18 protein-coding genes and 1 pseudogene are annotated in these 21,165 nt (G+C 67.7%); 6 read left to right on the forward strand and 13 right to left on the reverse strand.

Going from position 1 to position 21,165, the window contains the following annotated elements:
• Nucleotides 1–44 precede the first annotated feature (44 nt).
• The 3 genes from ACXMYJ_RS24875 to ACXMYJ_RS24885 all read left to right on the forward strand — a co-directional run bounded on the left by ACXMYJ_RS24875 (nucleotide 45) and on the right by ACXMYJ_RS24885 (nucleotide 3,271).
• A complete protein-coding gene (locus tag ACXMYJ_RS24875; protein WP_460359141.1) occupies nucleotides 45–317 on the forward strand; it encodes a helix-turn-helix domain-containing protein in 273 nt (90 codons plus the stop codon).
• Between the two features lie 191 nt (nucleotides 318–508).
• Nucleotides 509–889, forward strand: coding sequence for a DUF2267 domain-containing protein (locus tag ACXMYJ_RS24880; protein ID WP_443189488.1), 381 nt, complete (start codon nucleotides 509–511; stop codon nucleotides 887–889).
• A 687-nt stretch (nucleotides 890–1,576) separates the two neighbouring features.
• Nucleotides 1,577–3,271: an FAD-dependent oxidoreductase gene (locus ACXMYJ_RS24885; protein WP_460359128.1), complete on the forward strand. Its 1,695-nt coding sequence runs from the start codon at nucleotides 1,577–1,579 to the stop codon at nucleotides 3,269–3,271.
• A gap of 200 nt (nucleotides 3,272–3,471) precedes the next feature.
• Here ACXMYJ_RS24885 and ACXMYJ_RS24890 read toward each other — a convergent pair.
• The 3 genes and pseudogenes from ACXMYJ_RS24890 to ACXMYJ_RS24900 all read right to left on the reverse strand — a co-directional run.
• Nucleotides 3,472–3,762, reverse strand: a pseudogene (locus ACXMYJ_RS24890) (STAS domain-containing protein); the annotation flags it as partial.
• Nucleotides 3,763–4,033: 271 nt separating this feature from the next.
• On the reverse strand, nucleotides 4,034–4,828 hold the full coding sequence (locus tag ACXMYJ_RS24895; protein WP_460359142.1) for a SigB/SigF/SigG family RNA polymerase sigma factor: 795 nt from the start codon (nucleotides 4,826–4,828) through the stop codon (nucleotides 4,034–4,036).
• A gap of 489 nt (nucleotides 4,829–5,317) precedes the next feature.
• Complete coding sequence (locus ACXMYJ_RS24900; protein WP_260751898.1) at nucleotides 5,318–5,473, reverse strand: hypothetical protein; 156 nt, start codon at nucleotides 5,471–5,473, stop codon at nucleotides 5,318–5,320.
• A 230-nt stretch (nucleotides 5,474–5,703) separates the two neighbouring features.
• Here ACXMYJ_RS24900 and ACXMYJ_RS24905 point away from each other — a divergent pair, with 230 nt between their 5' ends.
• From ACXMYJ_RS24905 to ACXMYJ_RS24915, 3 genes are all read left to right on the forward strand, one after another.
• Nucleotides 5,704–6,981, forward strand: coding sequence for a YihY/virulence factor BrkB family protein (locus tag ACXMYJ_RS24905; RefSeq protein ID WP_460359129.1), 1,278 nt, complete (start codon nucleotides 5,704–5,706; stop codon nucleotides 6,979–6,981).
• 39 nt (nucleotides 6,982–7,020) lie between these two features.
• On the forward strand, nucleotides 7,021–7,197 hold the full coding sequence (locus ACXMYJ_RS24910; protein WP_460359130.1) for a hypothetical protein: 177 nt from the start codon (nucleotides 7,021–7,023) through the stop codon (nucleotides 7,195–7,197).
• A 126-nt stretch (nucleotides 7,198–7,323) separates the two neighbouring features.
• Nucleotides 7,324–9,939 (forward strand): helix-turn-helix transcriptional regulator, encoded by a 2,616-nt coding sequence (locus ACXMYJ_RS24915; RefSeq protein WP_460359131.1) that lies wholly within the window; start codon nucleotides 7,324–7,326, stop codon nucleotides 9,937–9,939.
• 16 nt (nucleotides 9,940–9,955) lie between these two features.
• Here ACXMYJ_RS24915 and ACXMYJ_RS24920 read toward each other — a convergent pair whose 3' ends face one another.
• From ACXMYJ_RS24920 to ACXMYJ_RS24965, 10 genes are all read right to left on the reverse strand, one after another.
• On the reverse strand, nucleotides 9,956–12,070 hold the full coding sequence (locus ACXMYJ_RS24920; protein ID WP_460359132.1) for an acyltransferase family protein: 2,115 nt from the start codon (nucleotides 12,068–12,070) through the stop codon (nucleotides 9,956–9,958).
• Between the two features lie 291 nt (nucleotides 12,071–12,361).
• Nucleotides 12,362–13,441, reverse strand: coding sequence for a sulfate/molybdate ABC transporter ATP-binding protein (locus ACXMYJ_RS24925; RefSeq protein WP_460359133.1), 1,080 nt, complete (start codon nucleotides 13,439–13,441; stop codon nucleotides 12,362–12,364).
• Complete coding sequence (locus tag ACXMYJ_RS24930) at nucleotides 13,438–14,250, reverse strand: ABC transporter permease (RefSeq protein ID WP_260751904.1); 813 nt, start codon at nucleotides 14,248–14,250, stop codon at nucleotides 13,438–13,440. The genes ACXMYJ_RS24925 and ACXMYJ_RS24930 overlap by 4 nt, the downstream gene beginning before the upstream one ends.
• Entirely contained in the window at nucleotides 14,247–14,999 is a 753-nt protein-coding gene (gene modA, locus ACXMYJ_RS24935) for a molybdate ABC transporter substrate-binding protein (protein ID WP_460359134.1), read from the reverse strand. The genes ACXMYJ_RS24930 and modA overlap by 4 nt, the downstream gene beginning before the upstream one ends.
• Nucleotides 14,996–15,397, reverse strand: a complete 402-nt coding sequence (locus ACXMYJ_RS24940; protein WP_460359135.1) for a TOBE domain-containing protein — start codon at nucleotides 15,395–15,397, stop codon at nucleotides 14,996–14,998. The genes modA and ACXMYJ_RS24940 overlap by 4 nt, the downstream gene beginning before the upstream one ends.
• A gap of 111 nt (nucleotides 15,398–15,508) precedes the next feature.
• Nucleotides 15,509–16,771, reverse strand: coding sequence for a DUF4032 domain-containing protein (locus tag ACXMYJ_RS24945; protein WP_460359136.1), 1,263 nt, complete (start codon nucleotides 16,769–16,771; stop codon nucleotides 15,509–15,511).
• A gap of 19 nt (nucleotides 16,772–16,790) precedes the next feature.
• Nucleotides 16,791–17,990: an ABC transporter ATP-binding protein gene (locus tag ACXMYJ_RS24950; protein WP_460359137.1), complete on the reverse strand. Its 1,200-nt coding sequence runs from the start codon at nucleotides 17,988–17,990 to the stop codon at nucleotides 16,791–16,793.
• 4 nt (nucleotides 17,991–17,994) lie between these two features.
• Nucleotides 17,995–18,822, reverse strand: coding sequence for a carbohydrate ABC transporter permease (locus ACXMYJ_RS24955; protein ID WP_460359138.1), 828 nt, complete (start codon nucleotides 18,820–18,822; stop codon nucleotides 17,995–17,997).
• Entirely contained in the window at nucleotides 18,819–19,742 is a 924-nt protein-coding gene (locus ACXMYJ_RS24960; protein ID WP_460359143.1) for a carbohydrate ABC transporter permease, read from the reverse strand. Before ACXMYJ_RS24960 ends, ACXMYJ_RS24955 begins: the two co-directional genes overlap by 4 nt.
• 38 nt (nucleotides 19,743–19,780) lie before the next feature.
• Nucleotides 19,781–21,133, reverse strand: coding sequence for an extracellular solute-binding protein (locus ACXMYJ_RS24965; RefSeq protein ID WP_460359139.1), 1,353 nt, complete (start codon nucleotides 21,131–21,133; stop codon nucleotides 19,781–19,783).
• Between the last annotated feature and the right edge of the window lie 32 nt (nucleotides 21,134–21,165).

The following is a 21,165-nucleotide window of genomic DNA, read 5'->3' on the forward strand; positions in this document are numbered from 1 at the left end:
AAAAGGGGGTCTGGACAGATTCATGGCCGCCGACGGGCACTTTCGTGTCCGCCGGTGGGCAGTTCTTATTGGCCGCTACTGGGCATTTTCATGTCCGCCGGTGGGCAGTTTTTCATGTCCGCCGACAACTGCACCATGTGCGTGCAGAACTGATCGCTCACTCTCCGCCCTCGGTCACGGTGACGATGGTCGCAGGCCGATGGGGATTCCTGCATCTGGGCCGGTTCGCCATTCAGTATCGTCAGCTCTTCGGGGAAAGCCCCTCGCAGACGCTTCGGTCCAGCGCCCAGCCGCCCCGCCCCGTCCCGTCTTCTTGATTTGTACGCCCCCATCGCGAGAAGCGTTGTGCGACTCGATCTCCGCGTGTGGCTAGGCGGCGACGCGCATCCGCAGCGGGGATGTTCACCTGGCGGGCCGGCATTGGGCGGTGTCTTCGGCTCCTTGGACCGAGGCGTTGCGGCGGTGAATCGATCACGATGGCAACGGCCCACACCCGAAAGGAACCGAGATGAGATACGAGGAATTCATCGCACGAGTGGCAGCGAACGCTGAACTCTCAGAGGGGCAAGCGGCGACATTGACCAGCGCCACTCTGGCGACACTGGCGCAGCGGATCAGCGGCGGTGAGGCGCAAGATCTTGCAGCGCAATTGCCCGCCCCCCTTAAATCAGCTTTGACCAGCACCCGGGAGAACGCCGAGGCATTCGGCTTCGAGGAATTCGTGAGACGGACCGCCGACGCGGCTGATACCTATATGGACACTGCCGAACTGGCTGTCGACGCGGTGTTCGCCACCCTGCGCGAGGCGATCACACCCGGAGAATTCGACGATGTGCTCAGCCAGCTGCCCGCGGATTTCCATCGGCTGGGTACGCAACAGTCAATGTAAGTGACGACGTCCGCGGCCTGCTGAACGGTTTGACGAATTCAACGACGTCGAAAAGCGAGTTGGCGGCTGCGCCGACGTGCGCATGTCCGTCCCCGAAGGCTTGTGTAGCTGACCTCGTTTGGCTCTCGCGGGTCGATGTAAGGATCCGGTCCGGCTGGCAGAGTGTGCTCGAAGCGGACGCCAATGGACGGGGGAATGGACGCCCGGGGGAGGCCGCGAGCGCGGAGACTCGAAGGGCCGCGCTGCGACAGTGAGGAAGTATGACCCGGTTTGATATGCGGGCTCACGAGGAGTGCCACCGGTGAGCCGGTTGTTGGTTGCACGAACGGGATAGGTCGGGGGCGAAGAGTGCGGCCGACTCACAGGAGTTCGCGATCGTCACACGAGGGTCCGCGCGGACATGTCGACCGGGCCTTCCCGCGCAGCGACCTGGCTGGCGATGGAATTGATCGGCGTGTATGCGGAGCACGGCCTACTCGCTACGGGTTACTTGGGTCTGTTCCTGGCGGCCTGACGGAGGAGGCAATCAGGCGCCGGTCCCGTTGCGGTGCTTCGAAATTGCTAGACCACGCAATGTCGGTCGGGAGTGCGAAAAAGGAGGCACGATGATGACATCCGTCGGACATCCGATCGTGCAGTCGACACGGCCGCGACCGACGCGGCGTTGGTGCCACGTCCACGAGAACTATGTCTGAAACCACCATCGACCAGCAGGCGTCGGCTACACCGGTCGAAACCCCCGACCTATACGGCGCATACCCGCGACTGGACCACGATCAGATCGCCGCCCTCGCGACAGGCGGCGGTCGGCGTGCCGTCGACGCCGGCGAGACGCTGATCCGAGAGGGCGACCGCTCCGATTACCTCTTCGTCATCCTGCGTGGCATGGTCGCGGTCATCACTACCGACGAGGCGGGCGGTCGGCACGTGATGCGAGTGCACGGCCCCGGGCGGTTCCTCGGAGAAATGGGCGATCTCGAGGGTCAGCCCGCCTTCTACTCCGCCGAAGTGGTGGATTCCGGCGACGTCGTGGTGGTGCCGGTCGAGCGAGTGCGGGCCCTGGTCGCCCACGATCCGGTCCTCAGTGACCTTATTCTGCGCGCGTACCTGTTGCGTCGCTCGCTGCTGATCCAGGAGGGAACCGGACTGCGGATCATCGGTTCCTGTTTCGATCCCCATACTTCGCGGCTGCGGGAGTTCGCAGCGCGAAATCGTCTCCCGCACAGATGGATCGACTTGGAGCGTGACAGGCAGGCCGAGCGCCTGCTGGGGCGGCTCGGCGTTTCCTGCCAGGAGACCCCGGTAGTGATCTGGGCCGGTGAGGTGCTGCGCAACCCGACCAACACCGAGCTGGCCCGCCGGGTCGGGATACCGGTGCCCGATACAGTTCCCACCGAAGTCGACGTCGTTGTGGTGGGGGGTGGTCCGGCCGGTCTTGCCGCGGCCGTTTACGGCGCTTCGGATGGTTTGGTCACCTCAGCAATGGAACGGATCGCAACCGGTGGGCAGGCCGGGAGCTCACCGGGGATCGAAAACTACCTCGGATTCCCGGCGGGTATCTCGGGGGCGGACCTGACAGAGCGGGCTGGTCTGCAGGCCGGAAAATTTGGCGCACGGATCGTGGTATCGGCCGAAGCCGTCCGCCTGGAATCCGACGGCGGACATCATCTGGTCCACCTCGCCGATCAAGGATCGGTGGCCGCTCGTGCCGTCGTGGTCGCCACCGGAGCGCGGTACCGCAGGCTCACCGTTCCGGGAATCGAAGCATTTGAGGGCAACAGCGTTTACTACGCCGCCACTGTTCACGAGGCATTAACCTGCGGCACTGGGCCCGTCGTCATTGTCGGTGGTGGTAATTCCGCGGGTCAGGCGGCGGTCTTTCTCGCCGCCCGGGCTGTTCGGGTGTACGTATTGATCCGCAGCGACGACCCGAACAACGACATGTCGCGATATCTCGTGGATCAGATCCAGCAGCACCCCCGGGTGACCCTGCGGACGTGTACCGAGATTCGGGAGGTGCATGGTCACGGTGACGGTGTGCTCACTTCGGTGGTGGCCGAGGACAACAGGTCCGGCGAGCGAATCTGCATTCAGACCCGCGCCCTATTCGTCTTCATCGGTGCTGTCCCCAACACTTCCTGGCTTGCCGGCACGCTCGAGCTCGACGACCACGGCTACGTGTCGACTGGGCCGGCAGCACCTTACTCGGAGGCGGACCGCGGTCAGAGACGAATGCACCGTCAACCGATGATGCTGGAGACCAGCCGACCCGGGGTATTCGCAGCGGGTGACGTACGCAGCGGCTCGGTCAAGCGCGTGGCCTCCGCCGTCGGGGAAGGGGCCATGGCAATCCGGCACATCCACGAGTACTTCGGTGCCTGACCGGCAGCCGTGGTGCTGCTCACCGTTTGAGCCGGCGCGACCTCGCGCTGCGCACGACGTGGTGTCTGCTGTGTGCGAGCCGGTCCAACCGGGACAGGGCCACGCTCAATTCGCCGGTCACCGGGAGTTCTGTCGGGATCGCAGATGGCCAGCAGCCGTTGCACCGCCGAGCTGGCGACGATCGCCCAGTCCACATCACTGCGCGTGCAGTGCACGCTGATGTAGTAGAGCGCGGTGGAACCCTGACTGCCGAAGAAGTCGACCGCACGCAGATCGAGCACCAACTGCCGCGAGACGCGGGTGTGACGCTCGACGTAGCGGGCGAGCGCACGGCCGTTGACGGCGTCGATCTCGCCGATCACCGCGACCGCGACGCGGTGCGGGGCGCAAGGACGTACTGCGAATGTCGCGTTGCCGCACCGCTGCTGCTCGTCGGTCTCGCCCGCAACGGTGCGGTAGGTGGGTTCAGTACCGACGGCGACCATCCTCATCTCCAATGCGTCATTGCAGAGATGCCTTCATGGGGTAAGGGACGTCTTGCACGTGCCCAGCTACCGCCGTCAGGCATGCGCCAGAAGGCGCGTACGCGGCTGGACACTCAACCTTGGACCCAGCCTAGTACGAAATTCGTAGGCTGTGGCCCACTCGGCACGATCGCGAGTTTCGTTTCGTACGGCTGGTTTTGTGCGCCTCGCCTGCCCGATTGCTGACGCGGGCGTCAATCCACGCGTTCGGCGCGACGGAATCCGTAGCCGGAGCCCGTCAGCCGATCTGCTCACGCAGCGTGGCCAACGCGCGGGCGAGCAGCCGCGACACATGCATCTGCGACACCCCGATCTGCTCGGCGATCTGGCTCTGCGTGCGGTTCTCGAAGAAGCGCAACTGCAGGACGATACGGTCGCGCTCAGGCAATTTCGCCAGCAGGGGCTGTACCGTCTGAACGTCGATGACGCGCTGGATGTTGTCATCGGGCGCGCCGAGGGTGTCCATCAACGTCAATCCGTCACCGTCGCCGTTGAGCACAGTTTCCTGCTCGGTGGAACGGGTGGAATATGCATTCGCGGCGACCAGGCCCTCGACGATCTCCTCACGATCCATCCCGAGATACTCGGCGAGCTCACTCGGGGTTGGTGCGCGGTTCAGCGTATGGGTGAGCTCCGATTTGGCGCCATTGAGACGGACATTGAGCTCTTTGAGGCGGCGGGGCACTTTCAGGGACCAGCCGTGGTCGCGGAAGTGGCGGCGGACCTCGCCCATCATCGTGGGGACGGCGAAGGCCAGGAAATCGTTGGCGGCGTCGACGTCGAACCGGTTGACGGCGTTGAGCAGGCCGACACGGGCCACCTGGACGAGATCCTCGTGCGCTTCGCCGCGACCGCGGAAGCGGCGCGCGATGTGATCGGCCAGGGGCAGGCAGCGTTCGATGATCGCTGCGCGCTGCCGCTGGAAGGCCGCCGATTGCGCGTCAAGAGCCGCGAGTTCGCGGAACATGTCGACCACGTCGTCGTAGGCGCCGCTGTTGCGGCGGCGGGTAGGGACATGTTGCCGGGGTTCGATCGTCGCGGTCTGGGTGGTCGCGGTGTCAATGGTGTCAACGGTGTCAATGGTCTTGGGGTGTTCAATTGTCTGCACGGGTCACGCTTTCGGGTCGTGAACGTGACGGTGAGATGCTCGGTGCCGGCCCACTCGACGTCGGGCCGGTGGGTGATCTGCCTCGGCGAGCGAGGGTTTTGATTGGGGGAGCATCAGGTCACGTCGTGGACCGCTCACTAGCGATTGGCATTCGGACCAACGGATCACGCCGGGTGCTCGACATGCGCTTGCTGCGGTAGGTAGGTCGCCGTCGATCGAAACGCCTGGTTGATCAAGCGGTTTCTGTTTTCGATGACGGTGACGCTCGTTCATCACCTGTTACCGACAATACGGGTCCGATCGGCAAGCGCAACCCCATGGCGGGGGTTATCAGGCTTCTGTGCTGCCGTGCACCCCTGATGGGTCCGGCCAATGCAGGTCACGGCCCGCGCGAGCGCGGACCGTGACCTGCGGTTAGAACCAGACTTTGCGTCCGCCGACGGGCCGCCCCACAGCGCCCAGGATCCACAGGATGACGCCGACGACGACGAGGATTGCGCCGATGGTGTACAGGATCGAGAGGCTGGTGAAGTAACCGATCAGCAGAAGGATGATTCCGAGGATGATCATGTGTGCTCCGATCCGAGGCATGCGGGGTCAAGAACTGCGGGCAGTGAGTTACCGAAATGTCATACTTTGAAACTTCCGCCGGTCAGGCCGTCCCGATTTAGGTCCGCTTATCTCGGGATCACCGGCGGTAGGAGTCCGGCCGCGGGTCCGACCGTCGGCGGCGCCGGCAGCATTGCGGTCCCCACCGCGCCGCGCGTTTGGCGGGGGATGACGGCGGGCATCAACCGCCCATGACGCACCAGGTGGGAAGCCTTCAGCGCCAACAGCAGTCACCGCTTCCGATGAACGTCAAGAAGCGCAGCCCGCTCGCTGTGGCGGGGGCGTTCGCCGCCGGTGTGGCGACCGGCGTACTGACCCGGTCGGGACGCGCCAAGCCAAAGCCCGAGCCGCCCTTTCACGGGCCGGCTGCGGATCCGGCCGAGGGCCGTGCGGCCGGTTTCGACCGTGCCGGGACCGAAAAGGCAGACGCGGCCCCCGCCGTGGAGGGCAACCCGCCCGCCGATGATCCGAAGAAACCCGACTCGCCGAGCGACCTGACCCGCCCCTCGCTGATGTTCGTCCTCCGGCAGACCGCCAGCCAGTTCAGCCGAGACCAATGCACCGACCTGGCCGCCGCGCTGACCTACTACGCGGTGTTGTCGCTCTTTCCGGCGCTGGTGGTGGTGATGTCACTGCTGGGAGTACTGGGTCAGGGAGAACGCACCGCGGACTCGATCCTGCAGATCATCGACGACGTCAGCCCCGGAGCAGCCGTCGACGTGTTGCGCGAGCCGATCGAGAACCTGGTCAACTCCCCGTCGGCGGGCATCGCGCTGGTGGCGGGCGTGCTCGGCGCGCTGTGGTCAGCGTCCGGGTTCGTCGGGGCGTTCGGTCGTGCGATGAACAGGATCTACGAGGTCGAAGAGGGCCGGCCGGCGTGGAAGCTGCGGGCCCAGCAGCTGCTGCTCACGCTGGTGGGTCTCGTCGTCGCGGCGGCGGTGGTGCTGCTGCTGGCGGTGAGTGGACCGGTCGCCGAGGCCGTCGGCGGTTACCTCGGCATCGGTCAAACCGGTTTGGCGATCTGGAATGTCGCGCGATGGCCGGCGTTACTGGCACTCGTGATCGTCGGAGTGGCGATGCTGTACTACCTCAGCCCGAACGTGCGCCAGCCCAGGTTCCGCTGGATCAGCGTCGGCGCCGCCATCGCGATCCTCACCTGGGTGGTGGCCTCACTCGGCTTCGGGTTCTACGTCGCCAATTTCGGCAACTACAACAAGACTTTCGGCACCCTGGCCGGTGTCATCGTCTTCCTGCTGTGGGTGTGGCTGACCAACTTGGCACTACTGTTCGGCGCCGAGATCGACGCCGAACTGGAGCGTGGGCGTCAGCTTCAGGCCGGGATCAAGGCCGAGGACACCCTCAAGCTCCCGTTGCGCGACACCACGGTGATCGACAAGAACCGGGTGAAGGAGCGCCAGAATCGGCTGCGTGGACGAAAGCTGCGCCGCTCCCGAGGCCGACAGGGCTGAGCCGTTTGTCCGATGAAAATGCCGGGTACGGAGCGGGGCATGAGCGTGGTGCGTCGTGGTCGTTCCTTCATCCGTCGCGGAGCGAAGGTGCAGCGCAGGGTGGCGCTGGTCCAACTCCTGTTCTGGCCGGTGCTGGTCGGTAGCGGCCTGGCCGCCGGCGCGACCGCCCTGGCATTGCGGCGGCACCGCACCGCGACCACACCCGCAGCCGCATAGATCGCGCCTCCCGGTGCAACGGCACCGCGTCGACCTCGACGTGTCGGCAACCTGTGTGACACGGCGGTCCGCGATGGGTTGTCCTAACATCCGACGCCCTGCCACCTGCTGCTTTAGGCTGTCGGCATGCGGTTGGGGTGGCCGTTGGTGGGTCGCGGACGGGAGACGCGGCTCGTCGAGGCGGCGCTGTCGAGCCCCGACACCGCGGGCGTGGTGATCTCCGGACACGCCGGGGTCGGGAAGAGTCGGATCGCCGCGGCGGCACTGGATGAGGCGGCCACACGGGGGAAGGACGTGCGTTGGATCGCCGGATCCTCGGCGGCCCGCGGCGTTCCGCTGGGCGCGATGGCATCCTGGGCGGACCCGGCGGACACCCATGCGCTGCAATCGGTGTGCGGGGTGATCGAACGGCTGACTGCGGCAACGCAACCCGTCGTGGTGGGTGTCGACGATGCGCATCAGCTCGACGACATGTCGATCTTCGTGCTTCATCAAATAGTCCAGCGGCGCACCGGGAAGCTGGTTGTGACCCTGCGATCGGGGGAAACCGTTCCCGGCGGACTGGCCGAGCTGTGGAAGCTCGGGGATTTCGAATGGCTCGAACTTGGCCCGCTGTCCCGGGAGGACACCGGGGCCCTGCTGGCGGTGAGTCTCGACGGGTCGGTCGACCCGGACTCCGTCAGCCGCCTGCACCAACTGACCGGCGGCAACGTGCTCTATCTTCGCCACATCGTCGAGCACGAGGTGGCGCAGGGCCGGCTCGCGCAGCGGCACGACCACTGGTGGTGGAACGGCGAACCGTCTGTACCGCCCACCCTCGTCGAGCTCATCGAGTCCCGCATCGGGTCGCTGCGGCCCGAGGTCGCCACGGTGATCGAGGTGCTCTCCGTCGGCGAGCCTCTGGAACTTGCTGCGCTGCAACGGATCACCGACCCCGAGGTGGTTGAAGAGGCTGACGTTCTCGGGTTGATCAGCCTGGACCAGGCGGGCCCCCGGACCGAGGTCCGGGTGGCCCACCCGCTCTACGGGGAGGTGCGGCGAAACCGCGCCGCACCGACCCGCCTGCGGCGGCTGCGCGGACTCGTGGCCGCCGAACTGGCCGCCGGGGCCGACCGCGACGACGTTCGTGTACTCGTGCGCCGCGCGGCGCTGACCGTCGAGTCCGATCTCGACATCGACGCCGATCTGCTCTGTCGCGCGGCGCAGGGGGCGGTGTGCCTGGCCGATCTGCCGCTTGCCGAGCGGCTTGCCGAGGCCGCGATGTGCGCCGGTGCGACGTCAGAGGCGCAGTTCATCCGGGCGCACGCGCTGTCCTGGCTGGGCCGCGGTGAGGTGGCCGAAAAAGTGCTCACCGAGGTCGACACCACCGCGCTGAGCGAAGACGATTTCGCGCGGTACACCTTCTTCCGGGCCAGCAACATGTTGTGGGCTCTCGCCCAGCCGGCACGCGCACAGGAGATCATCGCGGCCGCGGCACATCTGACGTCCGCACGGGCGCGGCGCAACGTCGACGCGGTTCGCGCGGTGCATGCTTTCGCCACCGACTGCCCGGGAGAGGCACTGGCCGCCGCCCGCGACCTCACGTTGCAGGATCTGCCGCCCGTGGTCGGCGGGGAAGTGGCGTGGGTGCTGGCCAACATCTACGGCGACGCCGGGCGCACGGCGGAGGCGGAAGCCGTCGCCGCCGCGGGCTATGCGATCGTACGCAGTTCCGATGCACCTCAGTTGCAGTGCAACATCGCCGACGCGCACGTCGGTGCGCTACTGCTGGCCGGACAGGTCCGGTCGGCCGAGGCGGTCGCGGATCGGGAGCGCCGGCAGGCCGCCGACCTTCCCGGCGCCGCCCAACTCCTCGGAACGGCCATCGCGGGTCGGGCGGCGCTCGGGGCGGGCCGGCTGGCCGACGCGCGGTCGATGCTGGGCCGGGCCGCGACACTGCTCTCGGCGTCCGGTCACGACACCGGGTGGGCCTACCGCTACCGGATCCCGTACGTGACCGCACTCGCGGCGTCAGGTGAAATCGCCGAAGCCGCAGCCCTTCTGGAGTCGCTGCAAAGTCAACACCGTCCGTTTCGGTCGCTGAGCAAGGAGACGGCGACGGCGCGTGCGTGGGTGGCGGCCGGGCAGGGCGCGGTCAGTGAGGCGATCGACATCCTGCTGCGTGCGGCACAGAGCGCCGCCGCGGACGAGCTGTTCGCCGCGGAGGTGGAATGCCGGCAACTCGCGACCCAGTTCGGTGACAGGTCCTGCGGCCCGCGGCTGAGTGAGCTGACCACGATCGTGGCGGGACCCCGCGTCCGGGTGGCCGCCCGGTTCGCCGCAGCGCTCGAGGCCGCAGACGCGGGGGAGCTGGCGGCCGTCTCCGACGCTTTCGAGGAGCTGGGTGACCGCATCGCCGCGGTGGACGCGGCCGCGCATGCCACGGTCGTCTACCGGCGGGCGGGTCTGCGCGGGTCCGCCCTCGGCTGCGCGACGCGCGCCGAAGCGCTGGCCACAGAGGGCGGAGGAGTGCGCACCCCGGCATTGCTTGCGGCGGGTTCAGATCTTCCGGTGACCGACCGCGAACGTGAGGTGATCGCTCTGCTGGGGCTCGGGCTGTCCAACCGCGACATCGCCGAGCGTCTGGTGCTCTCCGTCCGAACCGTCGAGGGCCACATCTACAATGCGATGACGAAGACCGGCGTCAACAGCCGCGAAGAACTCGCCTCACTCCTCAAACCCCGTCGACGAGACGGCGCATAGCCCATCGTCGCCGCGGTCACCACCACCCGGTGGCCGCGGCGATCTGAGCGCCCAGTTCGTCGGCCATCGTGCGCATGTAGGTCGCGGACACGTGGTGAGAGTCGTGGTACACCAGCACATTTCCCTCGCTGGCCCGGCAGTCCGTGGCATCGCAGATGGCGTCGCTGAGGTCCAGCGGGCTCAGCAGCGGATACTGCGCGGTGTAGGCCAGCGTCGGGTTGACTTCCGAGAGCGCCCAGGACCGCTTCACCCCGCAGCTGACCGAGTCGCCGCCGCGGGCCAGGCAATCCGCGGGGTCGAACAGGCGCCCGTTCTGGATCAGCCACGGGGTGTCGCGCATCCCGAGCATGCTGATCTCGTTGGCGGCGAACGTGTCCCAGATGCCGAGGTAACCCTCGGGCACGATGTCGCCCGGGCCGTCGGTGTTCGGCCGGGTGGTGGTGGTGAACACGTAATCCGGACGATCGGTGACGAGTCTGTTCATCACCTCCTGGTTCCACAGGTGACACTGCGGATACGGGTTGTCCGAGATGGCGATCGTCGGTACCAGTTCCGTGGTGAGCGGGCAGCCCATCTTCAGATAGGTGACCACCTGGAAGCCATGGCGCCGGCCCAGCATGTCGAGTGCGGTGACCCAGTGCTCGGCGTGCGAGCCGCCCGCCAGTGCGATGGTGCGGACGGCGTCCGGGTCGCCGTAGATGCAGTTGATGACGTCGGGGGTGAGGAAGTCGCTGATACAGCCGTCGCGGGTGGTCTCGGGAAGATCGTCCTTGGCCTCCAGGACCGTCGGACGCATCGGAAGCTCCGGCACCCGCAGCCGGCTGGTCAGCGCCCGCGCTCCGGGGTAGTCCCGCTCGGGCAGCAGCGCGAGTTCGTGGCCGTTGGCGCGCTGCAGGACGACGTGCTCGCGCCAGCTGAACGATGTCACGGTCAGCGCCACGGCCAGCAGTGCCACCGCCGAGCCGAGCGCGACGGTGGGACGCCGCCCCCAGCCCCACACCTGCCGCACCGGGTGGGCCTCGGCCGGCCCGGCATCCGGGTAGCGCAGCGGGTTCTCGATGAACCGATGGGTCGCATACGCCAGCAGCAGCGACACGGCCAGCACGCCGAGCCCGTCGAGGATGCCCGCGGTCGGCCGCCCCGTGTGCACCAGCCAGAAGATCAGCAGCGGCCAGTGCCAGAGATACAGCGAGTACGCCACGGCGCCGAGCCAGACCAGTGGACGGGTCGAGAGCAGCCGCAGCGGCGCCGCGACGCCGGCCGGACGGCCCGCCCCCGCGGCGATCACGAGCAGGGTCGCCGCGACCGGCACCAGCGCCCACGGCCCGGGGAACAGGGCGGCCCCGTCGAGCCAGATGCCGCAGGACACGATCAACCCGATCCCGGTCGCGGCGGCGGCCGCGCGCAGCCACATGGGCATCCGCAGCCCGGCCAGCAGCAGCGCGGCCATCACGCCGGCCAGAAGCTCCCAGGCTCGCGCGAAGCTGTCGTAGTAGGCCGCGGCGGGGTTCTCAGCCTGCGCGACGATCGCGTACACGAACGACGCGACGGTCAACGCGCCGAGCACGACGGCGAGCGCACCCTTGCGCCGGTGGGCGGCCAGCGGACGTACCAGCCACGTCAGCACCGTCACCACTGCGAGCAACGCCAGATAGAACTGGCCCTGCACGGACATCGACCAGAGGTGCTGCAGCGGACTGACCGCTTCACCTGCACGGGTGTAGTCCGACGCGGTTCCGGCCAGATACCAGTTCTGGTAGTAGCCGAGGCTGGCCAGGCTCTGGTCGGCGAAGGACTCCCACCGTGTCTGCGGCTGAAGTGTGACGGTCAGCAGGGCCGCGCCGCCGAGTACCACGACCAGCGCGGGCAGCAGTCGGCGTGCCAGGCGCCGCACCACGGGCAGCGGGTCGGCCGACGCCGCCGGTTTCAGCGCGCGGCGCAACACCATCGCGCCGAAGAAATAGCCCGAAAGCACCAGGAAGACGTCGACGCCTCCGGACACCCGCCCGAACCAGACGTGGAACACGGCGACCAGAGCGATCGCCAGACCCCGAAGGCCGTCGAGATCGGCGCGGCGGGTGTTCTCGGGTGCCTGCGCCGGCCCGCGCCACCTGCCCGACAAGTTCACCACCTAGATCACGAACACGGCCTTCACGTCCAGCCGGTGCAGCCGCCGGCCGACGTCGCCAGTAATTTAGCCGATGTCCCGGCCTACCTGCTCATGCGGCGCAACGGTGAACCGCAGTCCTTGGTCGGTCTCCTCAGGGTCCACTCGGGTCTCGCGACCGCACTCCGGGCACGTCGCAGCGGTCGCGGGCGGCGGATCGCCGGGCAGTTCGCGGCCGGATCCTGGACACATCTGCATTGCTTCTCCTGGTCGATGTCGGTGTTCCCGAGCCTGATACCCGCCCGGTGCCGCGGTCTACCCCGCCAACGCCGGGTGCAATTGCACCTCGCGTGCCTTCACCACGAAGTACACCGTCTGCCCGGGCGCCAGATCCAGTTCGGCCGCCGCGGCCACAGTGATGTCGGCGGCCAGACCGGTCGCGCCGTCGGGCTGATCGACGCCACGCACACGCACCCCCGCGCCGTGCACATCGACTTCGGCGAGCGTCACCTCGATCACGTTGCGCGGGCTGCCGTGCGGAGGATCGAGATGCACCGCCACGGCATCGGGCCGGAACAGTGCGACAGCGGCCGCGCCGACACCGACGTCACCGGTCCCGCGGAGCACGGTGTTCCACGGCGTGCGCAGGACACCGGGCTCGGCGGCGGTCCCGGCGACGAGGTTCACCCCGGCGATCCGGGCGGCGAAGTCGCTGCGCGGCGCGGCCAGCACGTCGCGCACCGGCCCGCTCTCGACGAGGTGGCCATTGTCGAGCACCGCGACTCTGTCGGCGACGGCCAACGCGTCGAACAGGTCGTGGGTGACGATGATCGCCGTCCGGCCGGTGGCGCGCAGTACCTCGCGCAGCAGCCGGCGCAGCGCGGGTGCAGCGGCGACGTCGAGGGCCGCCATCGGCTCGTCGAGCAGCAGCAGCTGCGGTTCGGCGGCCAGCGCGCGGGCCAGCGCGACCCGCTGCGCCTGACCGCCGGAGAGCTGCGCGGGCCGCCGGGTGGCCAGTTCGCTGGCGCCGACGGCGTCCAACCATCGGCGGGCCGTGCTGGCCGCGGCCTTCCGGGACTGCCCGGCGCACCGCGGGGCGTAGGCGACGTTGCGTTCGGCGGTCATGTGCGGGAAGAGCAGCGCCTGCTGGTTCAGCATCGCGACGCGCCGGGCGTGTGCCGGCACGAACGTCCCCGCCGCGGTGTCGGTGACCACCGCGGCGCCCAGCTCGATCCGCCCGGCGTCGGGACGGATCAGACCGGCGATCAGGTGCAGCAGCGTGGACTTCCCGGCGCCGTTGGGCCCGAGCACCGCCATCACCTCGCCGTCGTCGAGGGACATCGCCAGATCGATGCCGCGCTGATCCAGCCGGGCATGCACCCGCAGCCGGCTCACAACGGCCCCGCCAAACGGCGGCCGGCCGACGCGATCACGATCGCGGCGGCGACAACGATCAGCAGCAGCGACAACGCCACGGCGGCATCGGCGTCGGTTTCGCGTTGCAGATAGATCTCCAACGGAAGCGTCCTGGTGACCCCCTCCAGCGACCCGGCGAAGGTGAGCGTCGCGCCGAACTCCCCGAGAGAACGGGCGAAGGCCAGCACGGCGCCCGACATCAGGCCGGGCAGCACCAGCGGCAGCGTGACCGTGCGCAGCACGGTGGCCGGCCGCGCGCCGAGGGTGGCGGCGATCTGCTCGTAGTCCGACCCCGCCGAGCGCAGCGCGCCTTCCAGGCTGACCACCAAGAACGGCAACGACACGAACGACTGGGCCAGCACCACCGCGGTGGTGGAGAACGCGATGCGCAGCCCCATCATGTCGAGATACTGGCCGAGCAGCCCCTGTCTGCCGAAGGTGTACAACAGCGCGATGCCGCCGACCACCGGGGGCAGCACCAGGGGGAGCAGCACCAGCGCCCGCAGCACGGACCGGCCGGGGAATCGGCCGCGGGCCAGCACCAGCGCCATCGGCACGCCCACGAGCACACACACCGCGGTGCTGGCGGTCGCGGTCTGCAGGCTGAGAAGTAGTGCGGCGCGCGACGAGTCGGAGGTGATCAACGGCACGAATCTGGGCCAGTCGATACGCAGCAGCACCGCCGCGAGCGGCAGGATGACCAACAGCGCACCGACCGTTGCGGGGACAATGACCCAGCGCGGCAACCCGACTTCGATCCGACCACCCGGGCGGCGGCGCGCAGTCACGGCGCCCCGAAGCCGGCCGCCGCCAGCACCTCTCGTCCCTGCGGCCCGGTGATCAACTCGACGAACTGCCGCGCGGCCTCGGGATTCGACGAATCTGCCAGCACCGCAACGGGATAGGTGTTGACGGCGGTGCCGGCTTCGGCGAACGGTATGGCGGTCACCGCGTCGCCGGCCGCGGCGGCGTCGGTGACGTAGACCAGGCCGGCGTCGGCCTGACCGGAGGTGACCTTGCTGAGCACGTCGGTGACGGCGGACTCCTCGCTCACCGGAGTCAGCGTCACATCGGTGGCGTCCTCCACCTTCCGGGTCGCCGCGCCGCACGGCACCTGGGGCGCACACACCACGACCTGAAGTCCCCGCCGGTTGAGATCGGCGAAAGAGTTGATCCGATGCGGATTTCCGGGTGAGGTCACGATGGTCAACGTGTTCGTCGCGAACTCCGCCGGCGCTCCCGCGACCAGACCCGCCTCGACGGCCTTGGTCATGTTGGCGGTGTCGGCGGACGCGAACACGTCGCCCGGAGCGCCCTGGGCGAGTTGGGCGACGAGATCCGACGAACCCGCGAAGTTGAACGCGACCACCGTCGCGGGATGGTCGTGTTCGAACCGTGTCCCGAGCTCGGTGAACGTGGATTTGAGCGACGCGGCGGCGAACACCGTCAGGGTGGCTTGCGGGTCGTGACGTGGCGAGGCGCACCCGGCCGTCATCGCGGCCAGGGCGCACAGCAGCACGGCGGCAACGGCTTTCATGGCACCTCGGCCGTCTCGACGATGACGGTGGTCGCCTTGACCACGGCGACGGCTACCACGCCGGGCTCAAGTCCGAGCTGGCGCGCGGACTCGGTACTCATCAGCGACACCACCGTGAACGGGCCGCACTGCATCTGCACCTCGCTCATCACCTGGTCGGCGGTCACCTTCGTAACCAGCCCGACGAACCGGTTGCGTGCCGAGCTGCCCACGCCGAGCGGATCCGGCGGAGGAGAGGCGTGCTCGCGCGCGAACTCGGCGAGCGCCTTTCCGTCGATGACCTTGCGGCCGGCGGCATCCTTGACCGAGGGCAGGCTGCCACTGTCGATCCAGCGCCGCACGGTGTCGTCGCTGACGCCGAGCAGGGTGGCGGCATCCCGGATCCGGATGTTCGGCATGAACCCTCCCGGGGCGTCAGTTATCCGTGTATGCGGATCAATAATGCTACTGCATCCGCTTCTGCGGATTCGTGGGTCGGGAATGTCGCGCTGCGCCAGTTGTCGTGGCCGTCAGTCGTCGTCCTCGAGCACCGAGAACGGTTCGGTGGGTTCTTCGACCACCATCAACTGTGCGGCCGACTCCGACGGCACGACCTTGCGCGCCAAAGCGTGCAGCGCGCGTTCGGTGCCGATGTCGTGGCCGGCGCGTTCGGAAAGCAGCCATCGGACCTCCAGCAGATCGCAGTAGGCCTGGATCGGGGTTCCGGTGCCGCCGGCCGCCGAGTGGGCCCGGTGCATCAAGGGAGTGGCCACCTCCATCACCCACAGCTGCGCGGCGGTGCGCTCGTCGACGTCGTATCCGGCCTCCTGGCACAACTGCGCCTGGTAGGCGTGCAGGTCGCCGAGCAGGATCCGCGCCTGCCCCTCGCCGACGTCCAGTCCGGTCAACCGCCGCAACTGGTCGGCGTGGAAGTTGCGGTCGCCGACGGCGACATGCAGGCGCAGCTCGTCGGCGCCGGTGCTGACGGGCTGCAGAGACACCTCGTCGACGGCGAAGCCCGCCTCGTTGAGTTTGCGAATCGTGCCCTCGACCCGGTAGCGGTCGGCGAACCCGAACGTCGGCTCGGCGTTCAACAATCCCCACAGCTGCTCGTAGCGGTCCCGGATCTCGACGGCCTCCTGGATGAAACCCGGCTGTAGCTCCGGTCTTTCGAGACTTGCCGCCATGTCCAGCAGGCCGGCGGCGACATTCTCGACGGTGATGTCGATGTCGTGGGCACGCTGCCCGTCGGACAGGGTCGGGTGCACCTCGCTGGTTTCGGCGTCGACGAGGAATGCCTGCAACACCTGCCCGTCGCGGGAGAACAACGTGTTCGCCAGCGAGCAGTCGCCCCAGAACACCCCGTGCCGGTGCAGCTCCACCAACAGCGTGGCCATCGCGTCGAACAGGCGCGCCCGGTGTTTGGGCGCATCCGGTGGCAGCCGCATGAACAGCCGCCGGTACTGCCACGAGCCGGTGAGGTAGCGGGTCAGCAGGATCGCGGTGTCGAAATCATGCTGGAACACCAGGCCCGCCGGCCGCACGGCGTTGAGCCCCATCTCCTCGAGGCGGCTCAGCACGCCGTACTCGCGCCTGGCGATCCGCGGCGGCAGCTCCTTGAGCGCCCACAGTTCGCCGTCGCATTCGACGAACCTGACCAGGTGCCGACTCGGCCCGACTGCGATCTCGCGCAGCGGAACCTCAGGCGCCGTCCATTCGGCGAGCGGACGTTCCCAGGGCAGCGCGATCAGTCCTGGGCGCGGGGCCCGCAGCCGCAACTCGGGGGCGGCCATCGCCGTGGCGACTGTCGGCTCAGCCGGTTGCCGCCGCGTGCCGGCCGCTGGACTCGCTGACCCTGGTGAGGTTGTCGCCGGACTGCGGGTCGAACAGATGCAGCCGTGCGGAGTCCAGCCACAGGGTGGCCCTGTCCCCCGAACGCACCCGGCTCAGCGGGTCGAGTTCGACGCAGATTTGCGTGCGGAGCTGCTCGCTGTCGAGCTCGCTGGCCAGCTCGGCCAGCTGACCGGAGATCTCGGCTGTCGTGTCGAACGGCACGAACGCGTACTGTTCGTTGCCCAGCCATTCGGTGACGTCGATCTCGACCTCGAAAGTGACACCGCGCGAGGCCTTGTCGCCGTCGACGAACTCCGCATCCTCGAAGGCCCCCGGCCGGATCCCCGCGATGTAGACCTTCCCGTCCTCCACCGTCTCGCGCCACTCGTCGCGCAGCGGCACCGTCGCGAAAGGCAGCTCGATCTCGTCGCCCTTCACCCGCGCAGGGACGAAATTCATCGGCGGGGACCCGATGAACCCCGCGACGAACAGGTTCACCGGCTGGTCGTAGAGCTCGCGAGGGCTGGCGACCTGTTGCAGCACACCTTTTTTCAGCACCGCGACGCGATCGCCGAGCGTCATCGCCTCGGTCTGGTCGTGCGTGACGTAGACGGTGGTGACGCCCAGTTTGCGCTGCAGCCGCAGGATCTCGGTGCGCATCTGGCCGCGCAGCTTGGCGTCGAGGTTGCTCAACGGCTCGTCGAACAGGAACGCATCGGCCTCGCGCACGATGGCGCGTCCCATCGCGACCCGCTGGCGCTGACCGCCGGACAGGTTGGCGGGTTTGCGGTCGAGGTGCTCACCGAGCTCCAATGTCGCGGCCGCATCGTTGACCCGTTTGCGGATCTCCTCGTCGGACAGCTTGCCCGCCAACCGGAGTGGGAATGCGACGTTCTCGAACACCGTCAGATGCGGATAGAGCGCATAGTTCTGGAACACCATGGCCAGGTTGCGGTCACGGGGCGCCTTGTCGTTGACGCGTGTGTCACCGATCAGCATGTCCCCGGACGTGATGTCCTCCAGGCCGACGATCATCCTGAGCAGGGTGGACTTGCCGCAGCCCGACGGTCCCACCAGGATCATGAATTCACCGTCGGCGATGTCGAGGCTCACATCGTTGACCGCCGGATACCCGTCACCGTACTTCTTGACGATATTGCGCATGGTGATTGCTGCCATGGGGCTATCCCTTCACTGCTCCGGAGGTGAGACCGGCGACGATGCGCCGCTGGAAGATGAGGACCAGGATCACGACGGGGATCGTCACGATCACCGACGCGGCCATGATGTAGGGGACGGGGGATTCGAAGTATGACGCGCCCTGGAAGAAGGCGAGCGCGGCGGGAACCGTGCGGGCGCTGTCGGTGGACGTCAGCGAGATCGCGAACAGGAAGTCGTTCCAGCAGAAGAAGAATGTCAGAATCGCGGTGGTGAACACTCCCGGTGCCGCGAGCGGGACAATGACCTTGCGGAACGCCTGCCACTGGGTGGCGCCGTCGACCTGGGCGGCGTGCTCCATCTCCCACGGGATCTGCCGGAAGAACGCCGACATCGTCCAGATCGACAGCGGTAGCGCGAAGGTCAGGTACGGGATGATCAGGCCGAGCCAGGTGTCGTAGATGCCCAGGCCGCGCCACATGTCGAACAGCGGACCCACCAGCGCGGCCTGCGGGAACATGGCGATACCCAGTGCCAGTGACAGGAGCAGCTTCTTGCCGGGGAACTCCAGCCGGGCGATGGCATAGGCGGCGAACATCGCGATGACCACCGAGATGATCGTCGCGATCACCGCGATCCCGATCGAGTTGATCAGCGCCCGGGTGAACAGCGGCTGGCTGAAGATCTGGGCGAAGTTGTCGAACGTGATCGAGCTCGGCAGGAATGACGGATTGCCGGAGACGATGTCGGACGGCGGTTTGAACGCCAGGCTGATCATCCACAGTATCGGCACGAAGCTGTAGATGACGATGACGATGCCGGAGATCGTCCACCACTTGGTGTTCTTGGTCACTGGTCACCCCTGACTTGCGAGAGGTCGGTCTTGAAGACCTTGATGAATATCCAGGCGATGGCGACCACTGACAGGAACAACAGCACCGAGACCGCCGATCCCATTCCGAGGTTGACCAGGGTGACGTTCTGCCGATAGGCCAGGAACGAGATGGTCTCGGTGTTGTTGGCGCCGGCGGTCATCACGTACGGGTTGTCGAAGATCCGCCAGGCGTCCAGCGTCCGGAACAACAGCGCCACCATGATCGCGGCCTTCATGTTCGGCAGCGTGATCTTCCACAGCCGCTGCCATGCGGTGGCGCCGTCGACCTTGGCGGCCTCCTGCATGTCCTCGGGCACCTGCACCAGCCCGGCCAGCAACAGAAGCGAGATGAACGGCGTGGTCTTCCAGATCTCTGACAGGCAGATCACGAAGATGGCCGACCAGCGGTCGCCGAACCAGTCGAAATCGGTCAGGTTCAGCCACTGGTTGACGAAGCCGGAGTCGATGGCGAAGGCGTAGCGCCAGATGAACGCCGACACCACGGTGACGATGCCGTACGGGATCAGGATCGCGGTCCGCAACGGACCACGTCCCCGCACGATGCGCAGCATCACGAACGCGAACCAGAACCCGAGCACCAGCTCGATGGCCACGGTGACCACGGTGATCGCCAGTGTGGTGACGAAGTCGTTCCACCACACGGGGTCGGTCAGGATCACCAGGTAGTTGCTCAGCCCGACGAAGCTGCGGCCCTCGGGATCGGTGAGCCGGAAGTTGTACAGCGACAAGACCAGCGCGTAACCGAGGGGATAGGCGGTGACGAGCAGCATCACCACATACGACGGTGCCGTCAGGTAGAGGCCGAGGCGGCGTTCGCCCTTGGCCCGTTCACTGACCGAGGGGGTGCCTGGTTCCTTCTGGATGGACCCGTTCTGCACGGCGCCACTCACCCCCGTCGCTTCGCTCGCCCGGGCGGTCACAGGAGCCGCCTCCCCGCCAGCACGTCAGCCATGAATTGGTCTGTCCTTTCCGGGGTTTGGGCGTTCACTGCGTCCGGCGGATGCCAGGTCTGCTGGATCGCGCCCGAGATGTCGGTGTAGAACGGGGTCGGCGGGCGGGGGCCGCCGTCGCCGATGGACTCTCGGATCAGGTCGGCGTTCTCGTAGGTTTCCCGGATCTGGGGATCGTCGTACGAGGCGGCGTACGGCGACGGCTCACTTTCGTCGAGCATGTACTGGGTGGCCTTCGGCTCGGCGTTGATGCACTCGACCAGTGCGACGGCCTGCTCGGGATGCTCGGTGTAGGCCCCGATGCCCAGGTTCGCCCCGCCCAGCGGCGGCGCGCTCGCACGGTCGGGGGACACCCTCGGATAGCGGGCCCAGCCGATGTCGTCGACCACTGCCTGGGGCAGCGTTCCTTCTTCGGCGGCGCTGCGCGCGGCGGCGAGGACATACGGCCAGTTGACCATGAACATGCCCTGATCGGACTGGAAGTTCGCGCGGGCCTGTTCCTCCGAGGCGTTGGACAGGTCGGCGGGCGCGGCCGGGGAGCGGCCGAGGTTGCCGACGATCTCGGCGGCCTTCAAACCGGGCGGGGTGTCCAGCGACGGTTTGGCGTTGCGGCCGGCTTGCACGTCCTGCAGCAACTCGCCGCCGCCGGAGAGGACCAGCGCGTTGATCCACACCGTGTACCCCTCGTAGCGCTGGGCCTGGACGGCGATTTTCTTCTGTTGGCTCACAGCTGCTTTGAGCATCTCGTCCCAGGTGAACGTCGGCGAGGCGGGATCCACCCCGGCCGCGGCGGCGGCCGACTTGCGGTACCAGAGCAACTGGGCGTTGGACTTGTAGGGCGCCCCGTAGAGCGTGTCCTCCCACATGCCGGTCTCGATGGGGGCGGGCAGCATTCCCGCGGTGAGCCGCTGCGCTTCCTCGGGGGTGTACGGGCGCAGGAATCCGGCGTTGGCGAATTCAGCCGTGAACACCACGTCCATGCTCACCAGATCGATCGACGAATCACCGGCGGCCAGTCGGCGCACCATCTGTTCACGCTGGGCGGTCGCGGTGCTCGGCAGCGATTCGATGCGCACCTGGTAGGCGCCGCCGGAGGCCTCCGCGCATTGCTCTGCGCGCGCCGCGGAGCCGCCGTTGTCGGGGAGGATGTACCACGTCAGCGTCGGGGGACCGCCCTCGCTGCCGCAGCCGGACAGCACCGTCGCCGCGATCAGGGGCGCAGTGCCCAGCGCGATCGCACGACGCCGTCGCCCGCGGGCGAACTGATTTCGTTTCATCACGTCCTCGTCTATGAAGTTGTGGTCTCCGATGAGGGCCACGGGCAGCACATTCGGTACGTATGTGAGTGTGT

The sequence above is a fragment of the Mycobacterium sp. ZZG genome, from assembly GCF_054786995.1.